The sequence below is a fragment of the Flavobacterium sp. RSSA_27 genome (assembly GCF_051547125.1).
In the GTDB taxonomy this organism is placed as follows: Bacteria; Bacteroidota; Bacteroidia; order Flavobacteriales; family Flavobacteriaceae; genus Flavobacterium.
In genome coordinates this window covers 109,039-129,958 of sequence record NZ_JBPTTN010000006.1, presented here as the reverse complement: position 1 = coordinate 129,958, position 20,920 = coordinate 109,039, and the positions used below count along the sequence as shown (strand labels likewise).

The following is a 20,920-nucleotide window of genomic DNA, read 5'->3' as shown; positions in this document are numbered from 1 at the left end:
TTTTGAAATTATTTTACATAAAGTATTATAAGTTTAAAAAAAATGTTAATTTTATTGTATTGCATTTGTTTTCAATGTTTTATACTGGTTTTCAAGTAAGATTTTGCTAAAATAACAGCATTTTTTATTCTCATACTTTTTGTTCGGGATACAATTAATACTACTCTAAACATAGAGTTGTAGAAAGGAAAGATATCACATTTACTAATTTAATCTAAAAGCATCATGACTAAAAAAATCATCCTATTCGCTATGGGTTTGTTTTGTTCTATTGTAACATCCCAGACCTTACAAGACATGAGTGGTTCAATGAATACTGATTCTCCCATTGTCATTTACACGGCCAAAGAAATCCTTACAATGGATAAAAGCAAGCCCAAGGCTGAGGCAGTAGCTGTTCAAAACGGAAAGATTTTAGCAGTAGGTACTAAGGATGAAGTAAGTAAAATTCTGGGGGATAGAAAAGCGCGTTTGGATAAAACGTTTAACGATAAGGTCATTGTACCTGGTTTTATTGCACAACACGATCACCCTGTTTTAGCTGCCTTGACCATGGCTTCGGAAGTGCTTTCTATTGAAGATTGGGAATTGCCAGAAGGTACAGCCAAAGCAGTTAAAGACAAAAATGATTTTATGACGCGATTGGCGGCAGCAGAGAAAAAAATGTCCGATCCAGAGGAACCTTTGGTTACTTGGGGATATCATCCTAATTTTTATGGTAAATTGGTTAAAACGGACTTGGATAAAATCAGTACCACCCGCCCAATTATAGCTTGGCTACGTTCTTGCCATGAAATTGTCCTCAATTCCGTTGCCCTTCAAAAATATAATGTTACGGCTGATTTTATTAAGACTTGGGGTGAAACCCCACAAAAGCAATCCGTCTTAGCCGAAGGGCGTTTTTGGGAACAAGGTATGTTTGCCGTAGCCCCCAAAATAGCTACCGTATTAGCAACTCCTGAAAAGCTGGAAAAAGGGTTGTATATCACTAGAGATTATATGCATTCCAAAGGGATTACGTTTGGTAATGAACCAGGCGGAATCTTAGTAAAGCCTTTGCAAGATGGTGTCAATAGTGTAATGTCGTCTAACGATATGCCTTTTAGATGGAGTTTTATGGCGGATGGAAAGACCTTGTGCGATAAATATAAAGATGATGCACAGGTTATTGAAGAAGCCAAAAAATTAGAAAGTTGGTATACTGGTAAAACTTCTTTGGCAAAAAATCAAGTGAAATTATTTTCGGATGGGGCAATTTATTCTCAATTGATGCAAGTTAGAGAACCTTATTTAGACAAACATCACGGGGAGTGGATGACCGATTTGCCTGTTTTTGAGCGAGCTTTTAAAATATTTTGGAATGCGGGTTATCAAATTCATATTCATGTGAATGGCGATGCCGGTTTGGATCGTGTATTGAATACTTTAGAGAAAAACCTAAAAGCCAATCCTAGAACAGATCACCGCACAGTAATTGTCCATTTTGCCGTTAGTGCCAAAGATCAAGTAGACCGTTTAGCAAAACTTGGTTGTGTAGTAAGTGGAAATCCATACTATCCAGTGGCTCTGGCAGATAATTACAGCAAAAATGGATTGGGTCCCCAAAGAGCTGAGAGTATGGTACGTATGGGAGATGTAGAGCGAGCAGGGGTCTCCTATTCTTTTCACAGTGATATGCCTATGGCGCCAGCCGATCCTTTGTATTTGATGTGGTGCGGTGTAAATAGACTAACCACTGGAGGTAGGGTAGTCGCTCCAGAACAAAAGGTTTCTAGAGAGGGTGCTCTGAAGGCAGTTACTATCGATGCGGCTTATTCTTTAAAAGTTGAAGATCAAATGGGGTCGATTAGCAGTGGAAAGTTGGCCAACTTTACTATTCTATATGATAATCCTATCAGTTGTGAGGCAATGAAAATTAGAGATATAAAAGTATGGGGAACAGTAGTAGAAGGCAAAAAACAACCTGTTAGCTTAAAAAACACTAAAGATATTCTGGGAATGAACTATTCTAAAGATGCCGACGGATTAGCACAAGCCGCATTAAATCACGTAGTAAAAATACTAGCTGCTCATGAAGATGCGGATCATTAAATTTTAGTACTTATGGTTTTATTTTTTCAAATTTTATGGGCCATCGGATGCATAGCCTGGAATTCTTACGGTTTGTATTTGATTTCAACTGGTCAACAACCTATAGGGCCTACAGCAAGTGCTTTAGGAGCAGGACTTTGTGCAGTCTTTGCCTTTCTATTTTGGTATTTTTTAAAACAAAATCTCAAATGGCCTTATATAATTCTCTCTACTGTAGCTGCTTTGATGGCAGGTTTTGTAATCTATGGTTCATTTACGAAAGACCTTAGCTTATGGCCTTCGGAAGGTTGGCGTTGGGGAGGAATAGTTTTAAATGGAATAGGAATGATAGCTGGTATGACTGGTATAGTAATGAAAGTAACAAAAACGAATTGATATGAAAAAAATTATGACTCTTTGCCTTGTAGTTTTGATACTAACGGCATGCAAAAAAAAGGATAGTGTTCTGAATGGAAACGGTGGTAGATCTTCTTCCACAGCGACCGTATATTACAATGGAGACATTATCACCATGGAAGGTGACCAACCTCAGTATGTGGAAGCAATAGTAGTCAAAGACGGGAAAATTGCCTTTGTAGGCAATGAAGACGAAGCTATGAAAGTTGCTGGCGAAGGTCATACTATGATTGATTTACAAGGCAAAACGCTAATACCGGGTATGGTTGATGCACATGCGCATTTTGCGAGTTTTGGTTCTCAAGCTGTAACGGCCAATTTATTGGCCAATCCAGATGGGAAGTGTGATGACATCCCTACATTAATAGCAACGCTAAAGGAATGGTATGCTGCCAATGGTGTCGACAAAACCAATGGTTGGATTGTAGGAATGGGTTTTGATGACGCAGCGCTAAAAGAAAATCGTTTTCCTACTAAAGAAGATTTAGATAAGGTTTCTAAGGACATTCCTGTCATTGCAGTGCATATTTCTGGACATTTTTCTGTGATGAATTCTAAAGGTTTAGAAAAAGTAGGCATTACCAAGGATACAAAAGATCCTAGTGGAGGTTTAATTCGCAGAGTTGCAGGTACTAAAGAACCCAATGGCGTTTTAGAAGAATTGGCATCCATACCCAATATGCTTAAAATATTAACACCCGCAACCCCAGAGTTAGGTGATTTCTATATGGATAAAGGGCAAGAATTGGCGCTTAGCTATGGCTATACTACTGCCAATGAAGGGAGGGCTATGGTCGGTAATCACAAAACGTTTGTAGATTATGCTAACAAAGGCAAGCTCAAACTTGATGTTAATTCTGATGTAGATTATACCGTAGCAAAAGAACTTATGGCTACCGAATGGAATTCTAAAGACTATAAAAATCATTACAGAATTAAAGGAGTTAAACTAACATTGGATGGCTCGCCACAAGGAAGAACCGCTTGGAGAACGATTCCTTACATTTTACCACCAGATGGACAGCCTAAAACCTACAAAGGATATCCTGCACTTCCTGACGACAAAGAAGTAGAGCGAGTGGTGAACGAGGCTTACTCCAATAATTGGCAATTATCTATTCACTGTAATGCCGATGCTTCGTTGGACCAACTGTGCAGAGCGCTTGATAAAGTAGAAAGAAAGTTAGGCTCAAAAGAGCGAAGAACAGCGTTGATTCATGGCCAATTAATTCGAATGAATCAAATAGATAGTCTCAAGAAATATAAAATTATTGGATCCTTTTTCCCGATGCATACTTTTTATTGGGGAGACTGGTATAAAAAGATTATTGGACCTGAGAAGGCCAATCAAATTAGTCCAATTAAATCAGCTCTTAATAAAGGTGTTAGGGTGACAAGTCACACCGACGCTCCAGTTGCCTTACCGAATCTGATGATGATTATGTATACTACCGTAAATCGTTTAAGCCGAAGCGGCTCTGTAATGGGTCAGGCAGAACGACTTACACCTTATGAAGCACTAAAATCTTTAACGATTTGGGGAGCCTATCAATTCTTTGAAGAAGATCGAAAAGGTTCACTTAAAGAAGGTAAATTAGCTGATTTGGTAATTCTAGACCAAAATCCATTGAAGATTGATCCCTTGAAGTTGAAGGATATCAAAGTGTTAGAAACCATTAAAGAAGGGAGTTCAGTTTATAAAAGAAAATAAATACTCACACAAAACTTAAAATATGAGAGCAATATATTTAGTAGTAATGCTAGTTATTATTATCTCCTCGTGCAATACAACAAAAAATAAGGCTTCTCAAACAGCCGATTCTACTATGAAAGCCAATTTAATTGATGGGGTTTGGCAAGTGAACTTCATAATGAACACTCCTAAACCAATTGAAGAACTCTTTCCCATGGAAAAACCAACCATCACTTTTGATTCTTTTAAAAGTTCAGTTACAGGAAGGTCTGGTTGTAATTATTTTAATGGTAAATGCAGTATAAATGGCCATTCTATTAAAATTGACGAGGCAATGGCAGTAACCCGTAAAATGTGTGTTGATAGGACCGGGGAACAGATTTTTTTAGAAACTCTTAAAAAAATCAATACCTATTCAGTTACCAATCAAGGAAAAACATTGAATCTTATTATGGGAGATATGGCGGTGATGCGTTTAGAAAAAAAAATAAATTAATACATTCAAAAATATGAACAAGACAAAAACATTTTTCGTTTTTATTTACTTATTACTAAGCTCTTCATATGCTTTTTCCCAAGTAATAAGTGATGGATATTGGGTCAAAATTGCTGAAAAAATGATTGCCTTTAACTCGGATAAAGATGTTGTAATTCCAACAGGTAATGAAAAAAGAGTAGACAAGATAAAAATTAAGTGTATTCAAGGCACCTTAAAATTGAAAAAAGTAAGAGTAGAAATGTCAGATGGTGAACGTAAAGAATTTGACACTAGAGCTATTGGGATTCTGACTAAAGGTATGTCTTCATTTGCTTTCACACTTCCCGGCAGCAATAACTCATTGCGTAAAATTGAACTAGAATATGATTCTGTTGGCGCCCTCATGGTTACCAAAAGAGCTAGAGTTGAAATACTTGGGAGAAGAATTGACAATTAATTTAAACCAAATTCATTACGATTATGAAATGTAAAAAAAGATACTTAATCATCACTCTTATGAGTTTAATGGCTTTCAGTCAAAATGAAAACCACCATGATGATCATGGAAGCAAAGGCAGTCAGCGTCTCACTTTTGGGATAGGACATGCACATCTTTCCGAAGGTAAAATTGAAGGGAAAACCCAATGGTTGGTTGTCCCCTCTTTTACTATTAATTACGATTATTGGTTGTCCAATGCTTGGGCAGTCGGATTACAAAACGATATCATTTTAGAATCTTTCATAATAGAACATGGAGGCGAAGAGTTACTCGAACGTAGTTATCCAATAGCTGTAGTTCCTGTAGCTATTTTTAAACCAGGCAAACATTGGTCTTTTATTGGTGGTGTAGGAGCAGAGATTGCCCATCAAAAAACATTGACATTAACTCGTTTAGGATTCGAATACGGATGGCATATTCCCGGGAATTGGGAAGTCGGTGGTGCTATAGTCTGGGATAACAAATGGAATTATTACAATTCTTGGGGCTTGAGTCTAACGATCAGTAAAATTTGGAAAAAAAAACACTGATAATTAATCCATTTGATGCTTTGATATGAAGACTAAAGTCATACACTTACTTTTCTTTTTTTTATTTTTTGGAACTATACAAGCACAAGTAGGAATAGGTACCACTACGCCCAATTCTTCTGCTATATTGGATGTTAGCTCTTCTAAAGCGGGTATGTTAATACCAAGAGTAGGACTTCAAACAACTACCGATCAAACCACTATTGAAAAGGGGAATGTCAATGGTTTGTTGGTATTTAATACTACTTCTAATGCTGATTTAAAACCCGGATTTTATTATTGGTTTTCCAATCGATGGATCAACCTAGGTGAACAAAAAGCAGAAACCATCACTACTATGGTTGACAATGGGAATGGTACTTTTACCTACATTAATGAACAAAATACTCCGGTTACTATTAATTTAGCTGCGGGTCCTCAAGGTCCTAAAGGGGATACCGGAGCAGTAGGTCCACAAGGTATTCCAGGAGTTCCAGGAGTAGATGGGGCTATTGGCCCACAAGGTCCAAAAGGCGATACTGGCGCCACAGGGCCACAAGGTCCCGCTGGAGCAAATGGAATAGATGGTGCAGTTGGTGCAGTTGGTCCCCAAGGTCCTCAAGGAATTCCAGGTCCAAAAGGAGACAAAGGTGATATAGGTGCTACAGGTCCACAAGGTATTCAAGGTATACCAGGAATTGCTGGAGCAGACGGTGCTATTGGTCCGCAAGGTCCTCAAGGAATCCAAGGTCCTGCTGGTCAGGGAGGGGTAACAACAGCAGGTACAAATGTGACGATTACGGGAACTGGTATAGTCTCAGATCCCTATGTAATTAATGCCACTGGGACAACAGAAACTAACACCACTTTAGCATTTGACGGTAGCACTAAAATTTTAACCTATACGAATGAGGATAATGATAATCCTACCATTGATTTGTCGGTTTTGCAACAAGAACCTTGGAAAGTGAATGTTACGAATGTAAATGCAAGTAGCAACACCGAAAACATTTATCAAGCTGGAAGAGTTGGAATTAATAAAACTTTGATTACTGACAATGTAGCTCTCGATATTGAGGGAGCTGTTAGAGGAGGAAATATTAATTCTGGTACAATTGGTGCAAATTCTGTTGGCTTTGGACAAGGTGTCACTGCTAGTGGATCTCGAAGCGCTGCTTTTGGTTTTGGAACATCAGCTACAGGGATTAATGGGTTTACAGCAGGAGAAGGCAATGAAGCACAAGCACAATCAAGTGTAGCTTTTGGTAAAAGCAATAGTGCTTATGATTTAAATGCCTTTGTACTAGGAGAAACCAATAAAGCCAATGGAAACAATGCCTTTGTACAAGGAAACAATAATCTTTCTACTTCTTATTCTGAAACGGTTCTAGGGTACTATAATGCGATTACAATAGGTGGAGGAAACACTGGTACCAATGGCACTACTGGTAATTTAACTGCTGCCGACGATAGTGATCCTTTATTGCAAGTTGGAAATGGTACCGGTCCAGGCGCAAATGATAGAAGAAACGCCTTAACCATTTTAAAAAGCGGTAAAGTTGGTATTGGGTTGGACCAAAGCACCTTGCATAAACCTTCCGAACGATTGGATATTGGAGTGGGTAAAGTTAGAATTCGTGAACTCGCTGATCCTACTAAACTCATCGATAGTGAAGGTGACGCCTCCAATAAATTGGTTACCCTTAGCAGTACAGGAATTTTGAAAATTATGCCAGCAACGGGAGCGATTCAATTGCCGTCAGGTACTACGGGAGAAAGACCTGCAACACCAGTTTTTGGACAAATGCGCTACAATTCGGATTTAGGTAGAGTAGAAGTGTACGTAGAAGACGTTAATGGAGATGGAACAAAAGGTGATACTGGCTGGAGAGCCTTATAAATTTGAGGCAATGAAAAAACTTCTATATACTTTGGGATTGTTTTTTTTATTGGAAATGCCACTACTTGCGCAATGGATCAATAATGAACAGATGACTATTTTACCCAATACAATAGTTTTCAGTAATGAATCCTTTGCCAATAATGCATCAGGGAATTTTAGTAATGATGGCACAGTGATTTTTACTAAGAATGTGAGCAATGATGGTATTTTTTCGTTTACTGCAAACCAACAAGGACGTACTTATTTTCAAGGTGCTGTAAAACAACAAATTTCGGGACAGCGTGCCATTGATTTGAACAAAACAATTTTTGATAATGCTCAAGGCTTTGATGTAAGCAACACGCTTACTTTTTATCAAAATGTAGATTTCAAAGATGGAATTGTTACGGCACAACCCAATTTGGGTATTCCCTTTTTTGAAACAAATGCCACTGCTACCAATGCCAGTACTACTAGCTTTATAGCAGGGAAGACGTTCAAAAAAGGAGCTGATGATTTTGATTTTCCAATTGGTAAAAGCACAAACTACCGTGCAGCTACCATAAGCGATATCTCAGCTAGTAATCAAGTTTATTCAGGTGAGTTTTTTGAGGCTAACTCCAATGGTCTTTATCCACACAGCAATCGCGCAGGGATTATCAAAGAGATCAGTACAACTGAATATTGGGAAGTAAACAATGTTGGCGGGACAGCAGCAATGGTTTTGACTTTAAGTTTTGAAAATGCAACAACTGCAGATGCCATTGTTAGAACACCACTCGATGCCCTACGAATTGTTCGTTGGGATGTTCCTTCACAAAAATGGATGGATGAAGGAGGTATTGTCGATAAGGATAAATTAACCATAACTACGCCTTATGAGGTGTCTGGTTTTAGCATTTTTACCCTCGGTCGAACCGATGATGCTGGCATAATTTCTCCTTGCAATAAATTAGCAATCTATACTTTTGTTTCGCCAAATGAAGATGGTTTTAATGATTTTTTTAGAATTGATGGATTACTAGAATGTGGACTTGCAAATTCAGTTGAAATTTATAATCGATGGGGGAAAAAGGTATATGCCACCAAAAATTATGGCAGTGCATCCAATGTTTTTTCTGGAATTTCAAATTGTAATGTAGAAGATTCCAAAATCACCAAGTTGCCCAATGGGACTTACTTTTATATTTTAAAAATCGGGGAAGGCTTTTCAAAGTCAGGTTATTTGTTTATGAATTAATTTTCACTCAACTTTGTTATCCTAAAAAGAGGGGTAACAATGACACAAATTAGTATTCTTGGTTGCGGTTGGCTAGGTTTGCCTTTGGCGGAAGCCTTGATAAAAAACGGTTTTTCGGTGAAAGGATCGACAACTTCTTCTTCAAAACTAGCTCAAATAGAAAAGCTAGGGATTCTTCCGTATTTGATGGAATTGCAACCCAATACCATTGCTGGTGATGTCACAACCTTTCTAAAAGGAAGCGAAATAGTGATTATTGATATTCCGCCCAAAGTAAGAAGCAACAACAGCGAGGATTTTGTGGGTAAAATGCAAACCTTGATTCCGTTTATCGCACAATCTGAGGTTCAAAAGGTACTGTTTGTAAGTTCTACCTCAGTCTACGGAGAAGATAATGATGTGGTTACCGAAATTACGCCTTTGAATCCCGATAGCGAAGGCGGTCGCCAATTGGTAATCGTAGAGCAACTTTTGCAAAGCAATCCTCATTTTCAAACCACTATCCTTCGTTTTGGTGGACTCGTAGGATCTGATCGAAATCCAATACGAATGTTATCGGGCAAAGAAAATCTACCCAATGGCAAGGCGCCTATTAATTTCATTCATCAAACGGATTGCATCGGCATCATTCAAAAAATTATAGGGTTGAAGTGTTGGAACGAAACTTTCAACGCTGTCTCGCCTTATCATCCTAGCAGAGAAGAATATTATACTAAAAAAGCGCTCGAATGGCAATTGGTAGCGCCAACTTTTGACCCGATTTCTTCGGGAACCGGAAAAAGGATTAGTAGTGATAAACTACAAACGATTTTAAAGTATACTTTTGTAGAAACTCCATAATCTTTTGAGAACAAAAATTAAAAATACCGTTACGGCTCCCTTTACTTCGTTGGGGCTACCTATGTTGGCCTTGGCTTGGGTAAGTATTGCTTGGGGTACGACTTGGTTGGCGTCTAAAGAAGGCGTAAAACATATGCCTGCACTGCAGTTGGCTGCCATCCGTCAGTTTTTGGGCGGTGCTTTGTATGTGGGTTTCTTTTTGGTTAAAAAAACAACTTGGCCCAAAGGCAAACAATGGAAATCCATCTTGATTTTGAGTATGCTTAATTTTGCGTTGAGCAACGGACTGAGTACATGGGGCGTGAAATTCATTCCCAGTGGGTTAGGAGCGATTATTGGCGCAATGGTACCTATTTGGATTGCGATGATTAGCTTTTTCAATGGTGAACGCATTACCCGATTGGCTGTTTTTGGTATCACCATTGCTTTTGCAGGAGTATGCGTAATTTTCTATGAGCATTTGGCCGATTTTATTCGACCTGATTTTCAGTTTGGAATAGTCTTGTCGGTGGCAGCTACCATTACTTGGGCTTTTGGTACCTTGTACACCAAGAAAAAAGCCGCGAGTTTTAATCCCTATTTTAGTTTAGGATTACAAATGTTGATTTCTAGCGTATGCCTTTTTGCTTTCACAGGAGCTACAGGCACAAATATTCCGCTGACACAAATTCCTGCCGCTTCTTGGTGGGCGATTGCCTATTTGGTAGGCGTTGGTTCGGTGTTGACATTTATTGCTTTCATTTATGCCTTGCAACATTTACCTACCGAATTGAGTAGCGTTTATGCCTATATCAATCCGATTGTGGCGGTGCTTTTGGGCGCTTTTTTGTTTGACGAAATTCTTACCGCGGCCATCATTATTGGCGGAACGGTCACTTTAACGGGCTTGTACATCATTAATTTTGCGATGCAACGCCAACGAAAACGAATACTAATCAAAAACTAAAATAATATGAAATTCAATGCATTTATTTTAATCCCGACTTTTCTCGGCTTGACTTTAGTACAAGCACAGCAAAAAAACACGGGTATTTTGCCAAACGAAAATTTGATTACCGAAAACATTGCTTTCATTCCGAAAGAATTAGCCGTTCAAGTAAAAAAATACTCCGAGGCTCGTGGTGCTTCTTTGGCAGAAATTCATCCCGTAAAAAACGATATTATCATTACGACACGTTTTGGTTCTACAGCTCAATTGCATCGCGTGGTGCAACCCTTGGGCGCGAGAACCCAAATTACTTTTTTCGACGAACCTGTTAGTGGCGTGAGCTACGAACCTACCAAAGGCGAGTATCTGATTTATTCTAAAGACGTGGGCGGTAATGAGTTTGGGCAATTGTATCAATTAGACCTCAAAACCCTGCAATCGACTTTACTGACTGATGGCGGCCGTTCACAAAACGGAGGCATTACTTGGAGAGCCGATGGAAAAGGGTTTTATTTCTCCTCAACCAAACGCAACGGCGGAGACCGCGATATTTATTATATGGACCCAAAAAATCCTTCGGCGGCCAAAATGGTGTTGCAAGTAAAAGGTGGCGGATGGGGTATTTTGGACCTTTCCAAAGACAATTCACAACTGTTGATTGGCGAATACATTTCGGCCAATGAATCTCATATTTGGTCTTTGGATATCGCTTCTGGTAAATTATCCGAAGTAACCGACAGGGCCAGCAAAGGCGTGATTCAAAGCGGAGCTAAATTTGGAAATTCGACCAACGAAATTTGGTTTTTGACTGATAAAGACAATGAGTTTGAGCGTTTGGCTATTTTGGACGTGAAGACCAAAAAAGTGAACTATCTAACCTCTAAAATCAATTGGAATGTAGAAAATTTTTCTTTTTCGGAAGACAAAAAACAACTGGTGTTCATCACTAACGAAGCGGGTCGCAACAAAATGTATTTGATGAATACCAAAGACCAATCCTACAGCGAAGTCAAAAATATTCCAACAGGATTGATTGGCGGAGCGGAGTTTACCAAGGACAACCAAAGTTTGTTTTTTACGCAATCGACAGCACAAACCGCTTCGGATGTATACCGCCTTTCGCTAAAAAACGGCAAAATCGAACAATGGACGGCAAGCGAATTGGGCGAAATGCAAGCATCTGATATGGCATTGCCAAAATTTATCGAATGGAAAAGTTTTGATGGTTTGGGCATTTCAGGATTTTATTACCCAGCCGCTTCAAAATTCACCGGAAAAAGACCTGTGCTGATTCAGATTCACGGTGGACCAGAGGCACAATCGCAAGCGTCTTTCTTGGGAGCAAGCAATTTTTACACCAACGAAATGGGCGTAGCGATGATTTTCCCGAACGTGAGAGGCTCTGCGGGTTTTGGTAAAACCTATTTGGCCAAAGACAACGGGATGTTACGTGAAGATTCTGTAAAAGACATCGGCGCGCTATTGGATTGGATTGCCCAACAACCCGAACTCGACAAAGACCGCATTATGATTATGGGCGGAAGTTATGGCGGTTATATGACCTTGGCTACGGCCTTTCACTATGCCGACAAAATCCGATGTTCAGTTGATATTGTGGGGATTTCCAACTTCAATACCTTCCTCAAAAACACCGAGGAATACCGTCGCGACCTGCGAAGAGTAGAATATGGCGATGAACGCATCCCGGAAATGGCCGCTTTTTTTGATAAAATGGCGCCTTTAAACAATACCGATAAAATCAAAAAACCATTGTTTATCATTCAAGGCACCAACGACCCTCGCGTTCCCGTGACCGAAGCCCTTCAAATGCGCGACAAACTCAAAGCACAAGGCAATACGGTTTGGTACCTCGAGGCCAAAGACGAAGGTCACGGCTTCAAGAAAAAAGCCAATGTCGATTACCAACGACTGGCCGTTATCCGATTTATGCAAGAGTATCTTTTAAAATAATCCAACAAAACCCATTCACTGCGAGTGGGTTTTTTGTTGGTAGATGAAAACACTAAAAAGCAGTTTTGTGATGCGGAGTTGCTGAAATCTTTGTCATTTTTCGTGTCCAGCTATATCTTATTTGGTCACAAAAAAAATAAGACCAAGTAAGGATACTTCTTCTATTGAAACTCTAAAGAATAATACCTCTATTTTTTGGAATATCAGTAAAATAAAAAGGAGGCTGTCAAATTTTTGACAGCCTCCTTTTTGTTTGGAATACAATTTTTCTATTTATCCAAAACAAAACGTCTTGTTACTTCCGTCCAGTTGATCACATTGAAAAAAGCTTCAATATAATCCGGTCTTCTGTTTTGGTAGTGCAAGTAGTAAGCGTGTTCCCAAACGTCCATTCCTAAGATTGGAGTTCCTCCACAACCTACACCAGGCATTAAGGGATTGTCTTGATTTGGAGTACCACAAACCTCTAATTTTCCACCTTTTTGCACACATAACCAAGCCCATCCAGAACCAAATTGTGTTGCTCCAGCTTTAGCAAATTTAGCCTTGAATTCATCAAATGTACCGAAAGAAGCTTCGATAGCTTCTAATAATTCGCCTGTTGGAAGTCCGCCACCGTTTGGAGACATAACAGTCCAGAACAAATTGTGATTGTAATACCCTCCTCCGTTGTTACGAACAGCAGCATTGGTTTTATCCAAATTGATTAAAATATTTTCGATGGTTTTGCCCTCCATATCTGTTCCTGCAATGGCTGCATTCAGGTTAGTGGTATAGGCATTATGATGTTTAGAATGGTGAATTTCCATTGTTCTAGCATCAATATGTGGTTCTAATGCATCGTATGCATAAGGTAATTGAGGTAATTCAAATGCCATGATATCGTAGTTTAATTGATTTATAAAAATTTATCCAAATTTATACAATTAACTTTATACTTTAAAAAACAATTTTGTTATAATTCCTATTTTGTTTTTGGAATCCTTATTTTTTAAAAGGAAAAATGTAAAAGGCTCAATTTAAGATTCCTATTTTGATGAAAACAGAATATTAAGAATGCGCCATGGCCATGCAAACAATGCTGATTTTGGCTCCAGGAATTGTCAAAAGTGCTCTTGAGCAGGCTTCTAGGGTAGCGCCTGTTGTTAAAACATCATCGAGTACTAAAAAATGTTTGTTGTGCGCTTCTTCTGAAAAATGAACATCAAAAACATGATGAATTCCTTCGCTTCTTCCCAATAGATTTTTCTTGGACTGTGTTTTCGAATCAATTTTCCGAATTAAAACCTCTTTTTGGACAGGAATGTTCAATTCGTTTGATAATGCTTCTGCAAAAGTGTCCACTTGATTATAGCCTCTTTTACGCCATCTTTTTTTATGAATAGGAACGGGTATAATTGCGTCCACATTTTTTAGAGCCAGATTATTTTTTAAATCTTGCGCATACCAATATCCCAATTGTGTACCAATTTCCTGATGCCCACGGTATTTTAAGTTATGAATCAATTCTTGCACCATCCCTTTTTTATGAAAATACAAAAAAGCGGAAGCATGAATTACAGGAATCCTGCCATAAAATTTCTTGAAAGCTTCATTTTCTGTATGGATATGGTGATTTGTTTGTGGCAAATCGTGCCTGCACTTAGTACAAATTACTGTTTCATTTGTCAATAAAAAAGAGTGACATCCAGAACAAACTGGTGGAAAAAATAAATTCACAAGGTTTTTGAGCATCTAATCCAAATTTTATTGATAAAAATAAGCAAATCAATGCTTCAAACTTTTGCTTTTTTGTTTTTTTTAAATCCACTTTTTATATTTTTGCATCACTATGGCAAAACAAGAAGATTTATTTAAGAATGTAGTTTCGCACGCAAAAGAGTACGGATTTATTTTTCCGTCAAGCGAAATATACGATGGTTTGAGTGCAGTTTATGATTATGCACAAAACGGTGTAGAATTAAAAAAGAACATACGCGAATATTGGTGGAAATCGATGGTACAAATGAACGAGAACATTGTAGGTCTCGACGCTGCCATTTTGATGCATCCAACCACTTGGAAGGCTTCAGGCCACGTTGATGCTTTTAATGACCCATTGATTGACAACAAAGACTCTAAAAGAAGATACCGTGCCGATGTTTTGATTGAAGATTATGCTGAAAAACTCAACATCAAAGCAAAAAAAGAAATCGAAAAAGCAAAAGTTCGTTTTGGAGACGCTTTTAATGAGCAAGAATTCATTACGACCAATCCAAGAGTAGTAGAATATTTAGCCAAAGAAAGAGAAATTCTCGAAAGAATGGGACGCTCTTTGGGTAATGGTGACTTAGAGGATGTAAAAGCCTTAATCGAAGAATTAGAAATTGCTTGTCCAGAATCAGGTTCACGCAATTGGACCGAAGTGCGTCAATTCAACTTGATGTTTGGTACCAAATTAGGGGCTTCTGCTGATACGGCTATGGACTTGTACTTGCGTCCTGAAACTGCTCAAGGAATTTTTGTGAACTTCTTGAATGTTCAAAAATCTGGGCGAATGAAAGTTCCTTTTGGAATTGCACAAACAGGAAAAGCGTTCAGAAACGAAATCGTAGCAAGACAATTCATCTTCCGTATGCGTGAATTTGAACAAATGGAAATGCAATTTTTTGTGCGTCCAGGCGAAGAAATGCAATGGTACGAACACTGGAAAGAAACCCGTTTAAAATGGCATTTATCACTTGGTTTAGGCCAAGAAAAATACCGTTTTCACGATCATGAAAAATTAGCGCATTATGCCAATGCCGCTGCAGATATCGAATTTGAATTCCCTTTTGGTTTCAAAGAATTAGAAGGAATTCACTCCAGAACCGATTTCGATTTGAAAGCGCACGAAGAATATTCTGGTAGAAAATTACAATATTTTGATGCCGAATTGAATCAAAATTATGTGCCTTATGTAGTGGAAACCTCGGTTGGTTTGGACAGAATGTTCTTGGCAGTTTTTGCGACTTCTTTGAAAGAAGAAACTTTAGAAGACGGTTCAACAAGAACAGTACTAAAATTACCAGCGGTTTTAGCACCAACTAAAGCGGCTATTTTACCTTTAGTGAAAAAAGACGGTTTACCAGAAATTGCTAAGCAAATTATTGAAGATTTACGTTGGGATTTTAATGTGTCTTACGATGAGAAAGATGCAGTAGGAAGACGTTATAGAAGACAAGATGCCTTAGGAACACCTTTCTGTATTACTGTAGACCATCAAACAGCAGAAGACCAAACGGTAACCATTCGTCATAGAGATACGATGAAACAAGACCGTGTGGCTATCGCAGATTTAAAAGCCATCATCGAAAATGAAGTTGCGATGAAAAACTGGTTGATGAAGATGTAATCAAACATTTAATATAGTAAAAAGGCTTCTCGATTTGAGAAGCCTTTTTTGTGTTTAAAATCGGTAACCCAATGTTATACCTCCGCGAGGAATAACTTCAAAACTATCATTGCTGAATAAATTTCTACCAATACCAGCGTTAATTTCAAATAAAAATCCTTTTTTATGAACCCATTTAGATCCCAATCCAAAACCTAATGCCAAATCCGTATAACGATCTTTATTTGTTATGTTTCCATTGTTGTCATAGTATGTAGTGCTAACCCCTGAGTTTATGGCAGTAAATCCTTCAATGAAAAATCCTGCAGCTGGTTTTTTTCCGAAATAAGCACGATAATAAGGAGTAAAAATAAAATTTAAATCGGATTCTTCTTCTCCAATAAAAAATAAGGTTGCGCCCAAACCACTATCTTCGTTAAGTAATCGTTCATAATTAATTTCAACAGCACCTAAAACCAAAAACAAAGCGTTTCCTTTCATTTCATTTTTCTTATATGAAACGGGTTCGGTTTCTTGAGCAACTCCAGACATTGAGAAGCCTAATGCCAACACTAGTAGTATTTTTTTCATAAATGTAAGATGTTTTTTAGTTTTTCAAATGTAAGAAAAAAAGGTAAATTCAATAGTATACTTTTGTTTTTTCATATTTTTAGTATCATTCTTTTACAAGTACCATAATCATCATCACCCAAAGATGCATTTCATCGGATTTTTTTGCATTTCATCTGTTTCTATCAACATTTCAAGGGTTTGTTTTAACAAATTGAAATTAAGACAAGGCATTACAGTAATTTTAAAGGTCTAAATGGTGTTTTTTGCTCAAAATACTACTTTTGCAGGCTAGTAAAAAAACTACAAGAAAAGATTTAGAATTTAGACAACCGACTTCTAAACTGAATATAAGCGTTGTTGAATGAGTTTTACCTATATTATTATTGACGATTCACACGAAAGTGCTTTGCAAACCAAAGCTACAGCTGATGGAGTTCCCGACTTAGAATTTCTAGGAATGGCTCATTCACCTGAAGAGGGATTGAATTTAGTAATAGAAAAGAAGCCTCGTCTCATTTTTTTAGAAATTGCACCTTCTGATAAAAAAAGTAGCTTATCACTATCTTTTATAAGTGAGTTGCACCGTTTTTTAAGTGTTTTACCCGAAATTATTATTACTACTTCCAGCAAAACATTGGCTTTTGATGCCATAGATTATGGTGTTTTTGAGTATCATTTAAAACCTATACAGGCCATTCAAATAGTAAAATCGGTTTATAAATTAAGAAAACAGTTTCGTATTGATGCACCAATACAAGAAACCAATTCCGAACAAGATCAAATTCTAGCACCAGTTGTTAGCCAAACACAGGAGCAAGCACCTAAGCCATTAATCATTTGTATTAAATCCTATGGTGACTATCGCTATATCAATGCCGAAGACATTTGTTATTTTCAAGCGGATAATAACTCCACCGATATTTATTTGAATTCAGGGGAAACCATCACTGCATTCAAAACATTAAAACATTTTGAAGCTGTTTTGGCTTTTCCTTTTATCAGAATTCATAATAGTTACATTGTAAACCGCAATTATATTTCCCGAATCCAAACGGGTAATGCGTTATGTTATATAAAAAATAGTGCTACTAAATTGCCTTTTTCTAAATCCTATAAAAACAATATTGATTTAATTATTTCAGGGTTTTCGTTAGAAAATTATATAGAAATCTGATAATCAGTGTATTTACCCTATTTTGATACTTATTGACTCACAAACGGCAGCATTCTACCAAAAAGAGGGTTTTTGTGTAGGAAAAAAAATGTTATTCTGACTAGATTTACAAAACAATTCCGACCAAGGCCGGAAATTCAACTAAAATCTATTCAAAAACATAAAGCCACAAATTATGAAAAAAGCAATCGTAACAATCGGATTATTTACATTAGTAATGGGATTAACTTCATTTACTACACCAGAGCAAAAAACTACTGTTGAAAAAGGAATTAATTTATTAGATATAAGTGGTTCTCAATCAGCAGGAGGCAATAAAAAAGTGGATATTAGCGGTTCACAATCAGCAGGAGGTAATAAAAAAGTAGATATAAGTGGTTCACAATCAGCAGGAGGTAATAAAAAAGTTGATTAAATTATAAATATATTTTATAAAGGGGTGCCAAAATTTGGTAACCCCTTTTTTTTTGGAGTAACTTTTGCTATTTTTGATAAAAGTCATAAAATATATTGAGAACCAAACTTTTACTTTTTATAATAGCTTTTCTTTTTTTAACTAGATGTTCAAAAAAAGAAAATATTAATATTAATAATATAGCATTATTGAATGATAGTCTTGCTTTTTATTTTGAAAAAGCAAATGATGATAATTTATCTATTCAGCAAAAAAAAGTTTTCAATAAACGAGCATTTGATATTGTTAGCACATTAAAAAACGATTCATTATCTAGGACCTATTTGTTTAAGGTTGCAAACAGATATTTTAACATTAGGGATTGGCAGAATTTTAAAAGAGTTTCAGATGAAGTTTTGATTAAGTCCTTAGAAAAAAATGATTCAGTTTTTATTGCAAAATCATATACATATATAGGGGATTATTTTAGTTCAAATGGTGTTTCTGACAGTGCCTATGTTTTTTACTCCAAAGCTGAAAAACTATATTCAAAGATTAATGACAAAAATAGTTTGGCAAGAGTAATATTAAATAAAGCATTATTGCAATTTAATGAAGATGATTATTTAGGTAGTGAAAGAGCTGTAATAAAGGCTTTAAGAGCTGTAAAAGGGAATAATTCAAATGACATAGTTTATGATTCAAATAATTTATTAGGTATCATTTATAATGAACTTGAAGAATATGACAAGTCCATTGAATATCATACTAAAGCTTTAGAAAATGCTACTGATGATAAAATCCCTGCCGTTTATCAGTCCAAAGCAACGTCATTAAATAACATTGGCTATGTTTACCAAAATTTAAAAAATTATCAAAAGGCACAAGAATACTATCAAGAGGGATTAAAACAAAACAATCTAAAATATGATAAACCGGCATTGTATGCCATGCTTTTGGATAATTTAGCCTACTCAAGATTCAAACTCAATGAAGAAAATGAACTTCCAGAATTGTTTTTAAAATCTTTAAAATTACGGGATAGTTTGAAGTTAACTTCCGGAATTGTTGCCAATAAAATCCACCTTTCAGAATATTATACCTATCACAAAGACAGTTTAAAAGCATTACACTATGCAAGAGAAGCACTGCAAGCGGCTCGTAATGACAAAAATTTTAGAAACGTTTTGGTGGCATTAAAACAAATGGGAGTGGTCGAGCCTCGGAAGGCTTCTCTTTATTCTAAAGAGTACATTCATATCAATGACAGTCTTCAAAAAGCCGAACGTAAAATGGGAGAAAAATTCTCTCGCATTGAGTATGAAACCGATGTAATCAAAAGTGAAAACACAGACTTGGTAGTTCAAAATCGAAATTTGTTTTATGTATTTAGTTTTTTGACTTTGCTAGGAGCCTTTATATTTTTGTATATTTCTCAACGCAATAAACACCGAGTATTGTTGTTCAAAGAGCAGCAGCAAGTGGCTAATGCACAGATTTATGATTTACTGATCTCTCAACAAAAGACCATTGAGGAAAACCGTACAAAGGAAAAAAAGAGAGTAGCTAGAGAACTCCATGATGGCGTTTTGGGCAAAATGTTTGGGGTTCGGATGAATCTTGACAGCATGAATCGGGGACAAGATGAACAAGCTATAAAAAGTCGTTTAGAATACTTGGCAGAATTGAAACAAATTGAACAAGATATTCGTGAAATTTCACATGATTTAAATAGAGAAAATACCGAATTAATTAATAACTTCGTTGTAATCCTAACGAACCTTATTGAGAACCAAAAGAAAGCTTTTAAGACCAAAGTTAAATTTACCTTGGATAAGGAAATTGATTGGGGCAATATATCGAATGAAATTAAAATCAACTTGTATCGAATGGTACAAGAAGGGCTTCAAAATTGTAATAAATATGCCAAGCCCTCTTTAATTAGTATCGAATTTAAAAAAATTAGTAATCCTGACCAACTTCAATTAGTCATTGCCGACGACGGTGTGGGATTTAATTTGAAAAGGGTTAAAAAAGGAATAGGTCTTCAAAATATTGAGTTTAGAACCAAGGAATGTAACGGTACTTTGGATATCAATACAAAAAAAGGTGAGGGCACCACTCTTACCATTCTTGTTCCCTTAGAATCTATCAATAGCAAAACAAATTCATGAATACCATGCCGCAAAATGCCAAAGCAGTGATTGCCAAAAATATTTTAATTGTAGATGATCACCCCTTTATTATTCAAGGATATAAAAATGCCATCACTCGGTATCTTCCTGCTGAATATGAGTTTGTAATTACACAAGCCAAAGATTGTAAGGAAGGTTATGAAGTAATTACCAACCCAGAAACGGAGCCCTTTGCTATCGCATTTTTAGATATAAGTATGCCAGTCTATGAAGAAAAAGGTATTTTTTCTGGGGAAGATTTGGCGAAATTATTATTGGAGTACATGCCCAATTGTAAAATTATTTTACTGACCATGTACACCGAAATATTGAAAATAAAAACCATCATCAAAACCATTAACCCCAATGGATTAGTCATTAAAAATGATTTAACTTTTGACGAACTCCTTTTTGCTTTTGATAAAATAATCAAAAATGAAAAATATTATAGCCAATCGGTTTTAGAAATGTTAAGTCAGATGCAACACGTCACCATAGAAATCGATCAGTTTGATAAAAAGATTTTATTTCAATTGTCAAAAGGGACAAAAGTAGCCGATATTCCGCAATATGTGCCCATATCTTCAAGTGCTATCCAACGAAGAATGGAAGACATGAAAGTCCTATTGGATATTAAAGACGCCTCTGATGTAGAGTTGGTAAAAGTCGCAAAATCAAAAGGTTTATTGCTGTAAAGACAATTGTTTCAAAATGATAAATGACACT

Annotated in this window: 19 protein-coding genes; 16 read left to right on the top strand and 3 right to left on the bottom strand. The window is 36.8% G+C overall.

Annotation, left to right across the window (positions count from 1 at the left end; genetic code table 11):
- Positions 1 to 225: 225 nt before the first annotated feature.
- The 11 genes from ACSVH5_RS09855 (at position 226) to ACSVH5_RS09805 (ending at position 12,527) form a co-directional block, all read left to right on the top strand.
- Positions 226 to 2,091, top strand: a complete 1,866-nt coding sequence (locus ACSVH5_RS09855) for an amidohydrolase (protein WP_438061270.1) — start codon at positions 226 to 228, stop codon at positions 2,089 to 2,091.
- 12 nt (positions 2,092 to 2,103) lie between these two features.
- A complete protein-coding gene (locus tag ACSVH5_RS09850; RefSeq protein WP_438061269.1) occupies positions 2,104 to 2,466 on the top strand; it encodes a hypothetical protein in 363 nt (120 codons plus the stop codon).
- A gap of 1 nt (position 2,467) precedes the next feature.
- Positions 2,468 to 4,198 (top strand): amidohydrolase, encoded by a 1,731-nt coding sequence (locus tag ACSVH5_RS09845; RefSeq protein WP_438061268.1) that lies wholly within the window; start codon positions 2,468 to 2,470, stop codon positions 4,196 to 4,198.
- A 22-nt stretch (positions 4,199 to 4,220) separates the two neighbouring features.
- The gene (locus ACSVH5_RS09840; protein WP_438061267.1) at positions 4,221 to 4,676 is read left to right on the top strand and encodes an META domain-containing protein; all 456 of its coding nucleotides are present in this window, start codon (positions 4,221 to 4,223) and stop codon (positions 4,674 to 4,676) included.
- Positions 4,677 to 4,797: 121 nt separating this feature from the next.
- The gene (locus ACSVH5_RS09835; protein WP_438061266.1) at positions 4,798 to 5,115 is read left to right on the top strand and encodes a hypothetical protein; all 318 of its coding nucleotides are present in this window, start codon (positions 4,798 to 4,800) and stop codon (positions 5,113 to 5,115) included.
- A gap of 23 nt (positions 5,116 to 5,138) precedes the next feature.
- Positions 5,139 to 5,687 carry a hypothetical protein gene (locus ACSVH5_RS09830; RefSeq protein WP_438061265.1) on the top strand — a complete coding sequence of 183 codons (549 nt, stop codon included), beginning with the start codon at positions 5,139 to 5,141 and terminating at the stop codon, positions 5,685 to 5,687.
- A gap of 25 nt (positions 5,688 to 5,712) precedes the next feature.
- Positions 5,713 to 7,566, top strand: a complete 1,854-nt coding sequence (locus ACSVH5_RS09825) for a hypothetical protein (protein WP_438061264.1) — start codon at positions 5,713 to 5,715, stop codon at positions 7,564 to 7,566.
- Positions 7,567 to 7,576: 10 nt separating this feature from the next.
- Positions 7,577 to 8,788: a gliding motility-associated C-terminal domain-containing protein gene (locus ACSVH5_RS09820; protein ID WP_438061263.1), complete on the top strand. Its 1,212-nt coding sequence runs from the start codon at positions 7,577 to 7,579 to the stop codon at positions 8,786 to 8,788.
- 39 nt (positions 8,789 to 8,827) lie between these two features.
- Positions 8,828 to 9,628, top strand: a complete 801-nt coding sequence (locus ACSVH5_RS09815) for an SDR family oxidoreductase (protein ID WP_438061262.1) — start codon at positions 8,828 to 8,830, stop codon at positions 9,626 to 9,628.
- 4 nt (positions 9,629 to 9,632) lie between these two features.
- Entirely contained in the window at positions 9,633 to 10,574 is a 942-nt protein-coding gene (locus ACSVH5_RS09810; protein ID WP_438061261.1) for a DMT family transporter, read from the top strand.
- Positions 10,575 to 10,580: 6 nt separating this feature from the next.
- Entirely contained in the window at positions 10,581 to 12,527 is a 1,947-nt protein-coding gene (locus ACSVH5_RS09805; RefSeq protein WP_438061260.1) for a prolyl oligopeptidase family serine peptidase, read from the top strand.
- A gap of 269 nt (positions 12,528 to 12,796) precedes the next feature.
- On the opposite strand, the gene ACSVH5_RS09800 is transcribed toward ACSVH5_RS09805, so the two are convergent.
- Together ACSVH5_RS09800 and ACSVH5_RS09795 are read right to left on the bottom strand one after the other, a co-directional pair.
- On the bottom strand, positions 12,797 to 13,405 hold the full coding sequence (locus tag ACSVH5_RS09800; protein ID WP_438061259.1) for a superoxide dismutase: 609 nt from the start codon (positions 13,403 to 13,405) through the stop codon (positions 12,797 to 12,799).
- A 172-nt stretch (positions 13,406 to 13,577) separates the two neighbouring features.
- The gene (locus ACSVH5_RS09795) at positions 13,578 to 14,261 is read right to left on the bottom strand and encodes a ComF family protein (RefSeq protein ID WP_438061258.1); all 684 of its coding nucleotides are present in this window, start codon (positions 14,259 to 14,261) and stop codon (positions 13,578 to 13,580) included.
- A gap of 97 nt (positions 14,262 to 14,358) precedes the next feature.
- Between ACSVH5_RS09795 and ACSVH5_RS09790 the strand changes: the two genes are divergently transcribed.
- Complete coding sequence (locus ACSVH5_RS09790) at positions 14,359 to 15,900, top strand: glycine--tRNA ligase (RefSeq protein ID WP_438061257.1); 1,542 nt, start codon at positions 14,359 to 14,361, stop codon at positions 15,898 to 15,900.
- 54 nt (positions 15,901 to 15,954) lie between these two features.
- On the opposite strand, the gene ACSVH5_RS09785 is transcribed toward ACSVH5_RS09790, so the two are convergent.
- Entirely contained in the window at positions 15,955 to 16,470 is a 516-nt protein-coding gene (locus ACSVH5_RS09785) for a DUF3575 domain-containing protein (RefSeq protein WP_438061256.1), read from the bottom strand.
- A gap of 343 nt (positions 16,471 to 16,813) precedes the next feature.
- Here ACSVH5_RS09785 and ACSVH5_RS09780 point away from each other — a divergent pair, with 343 nt between their 5' ends.
- From ACSVH5_RS09780 to ACSVH5_RS09765, 4 genes are all read left to right on the top strand, one after another.
- A complete protein-coding gene (locus tag ACSVH5_RS09780) occupies positions 16,814 to 17,626 on the top strand; it encodes a LytR/AlgR family response regulator transcription factor (RefSeq protein ID WP_438061255.1) in 813 nt (270 codons plus the stop codon).
- 175 nt (positions 17,627 to 17,801) lie between these two features.
- A complete protein-coding gene (locus ACSVH5_RS09775) occupies positions 17,802 to 18,041 on the top strand; it encodes a 3-oxoacyl-ACP reductase (RefSeq protein WP_438061254.1) in 240 nt (79 codons plus the stop codon).
- 95 nt (positions 18,042 to 18,136) lie between these two features.
- Positions 18,137 to 20,194: a tetratricopeptide repeat-containing sensor histidine kinase gene (locus tag ACSVH5_RS09770; protein ID WP_438061253.1), complete on the top strand. Its 2,058-nt coding sequence runs from the start codon at positions 18,137 to 18,139 to the stop codon at positions 20,192 to 20,194.
- The gene (locus ACSVH5_RS09765) at positions 20,191 to 20,889 is read left to right on the top strand and encodes a response regulator (protein WP_438061252.1); all 699 of its coding nucleotides are present in this window, start codon (positions 20,191 to 20,193) and stop codon (positions 20,887 to 20,889) included. The genes ACSVH5_RS09770 and ACSVH5_RS09765 overlap by 4 nt, the downstream gene beginning before the upstream one ends.
- The last annotated feature ends 31 nt before the right edge of the window (positions 20,890 to 20,920 follow it).

Bases quoted from the DNA above. Each gene is read 5' to 3' on its own strand.
- ACSVH5_RS09855 (WP_438061270.1), top strand. From the start codon at position 226: ATGACTAAAAAAATCATCCTATTCGCTATGGGTTTGTTTTGTTCTATT.
- ACSVH5_RS09850 (WP_438061269.1), top strand. From the start codon at position 2,104: ATGGTTTTATTTTTTCAAATTTTATGGGCCATCGGATGCATAGCCTGG.
- ACSVH5_RS09845 (WP_438061268.1), top strand. From the start codon at position 2,468: ATGAAAAAAATTATGACTCTTTGCCTTGTAGTTTTGATACTAACGGCA.
- ACSVH5_RS09840 (WP_438061267.1), top strand. From the start codon at position 4,221: ATGAGAGCAATATATTTAGTAGTAATGCTAGTTATTATTATCTCCTCG.
- ACSVH5_RS09835 (WP_438061266.1), top strand. From the start codon at position 4,798: ATGATTGCCTTTAACTCGGATAAAGATGTTGTAATTCCAACAGGTAAT.
- ACSVH5_RS09830 (WP_438061265.1), top strand. From the start codon at position 5,139: ATGAAATGTAAAAAAAGATACTTAATCATCACTCTTATGAGTTTAATG.
- ACSVH5_RS09825 (WP_438061264.1), top strand. From the start codon at position 5,713: ATGAAGACTAAAGTCATACACTTACTTTTCTTTTTTTTATTTTTTGGA.
- ACSVH5_RS09820 (WP_438061263.1), top strand. From the start codon at position 7,577: ATGAAAAAACTTCTATATACTTTGGGATTGTTTTTTTTATTGGAAATG.
- ACSVH5_RS09815 (WP_438061262.1), top strand. From the start codon at position 8,828: ATGACACAAATTAGTATTCTTGGTTGCGGTTGGCTAGGTTTGCCTTTG.
- ACSVH5_RS09805 (WP_438061260.1), top strand. From the start codon at position 10,581: ATGAAATTCAATGCATTTATTTTAATCCCGACTTTTCTCGGCTTGACT.
- ACSVH5_RS09800 (WP_438061259.1), bottom strand. From the start codon at position 13,405: ATGGCATTTGAATTACCTCAATTACCTTATGCATACGATGCATTAGAA.
- ACSVH5_RS09795 (WP_438061258.1), bottom strand. From the start codon at position 14,261: ATGCTCAAAAACCTTGTGAATTTATTTTTTCCACCAGTTTGTTCTGGA.
- ACSVH5_RS09790 (WP_438061257.1), top strand. From the start codon at position 14,359: ATGGCAAAACAAGAAGATTTATTTAAGAATGTAGTTTCGCACGCAAAA.
- ACSVH5_RS09785 (WP_438061256.1), bottom strand. From the start codon at position 16,470: ATGAAAAAAATACTACTAGTGTTGGCATTAGGCTTCTCAATGTCTGGA.
- ACSVH5_RS09780 (WP_438061255.1), top strand. From the start codon at position 16,814: ATGAGTTTTACCTATATTATTATTGACGATTCACACGAAAGTGCTTTG.
- ACSVH5_RS09775 (WP_438061254.1), top strand. From the start codon at position 17,802: ATGAAAAAAGCAATCGTAACAATCGGATTATTTACATTAGTAATGGGA.
- ACSVH5_RS09765 (WP_438061252.1), top strand. From the start codon at position 20,191: ATGAATACCATGCCGCAAAATGCCAAAGCAGTGATTGCCAAAAATATT.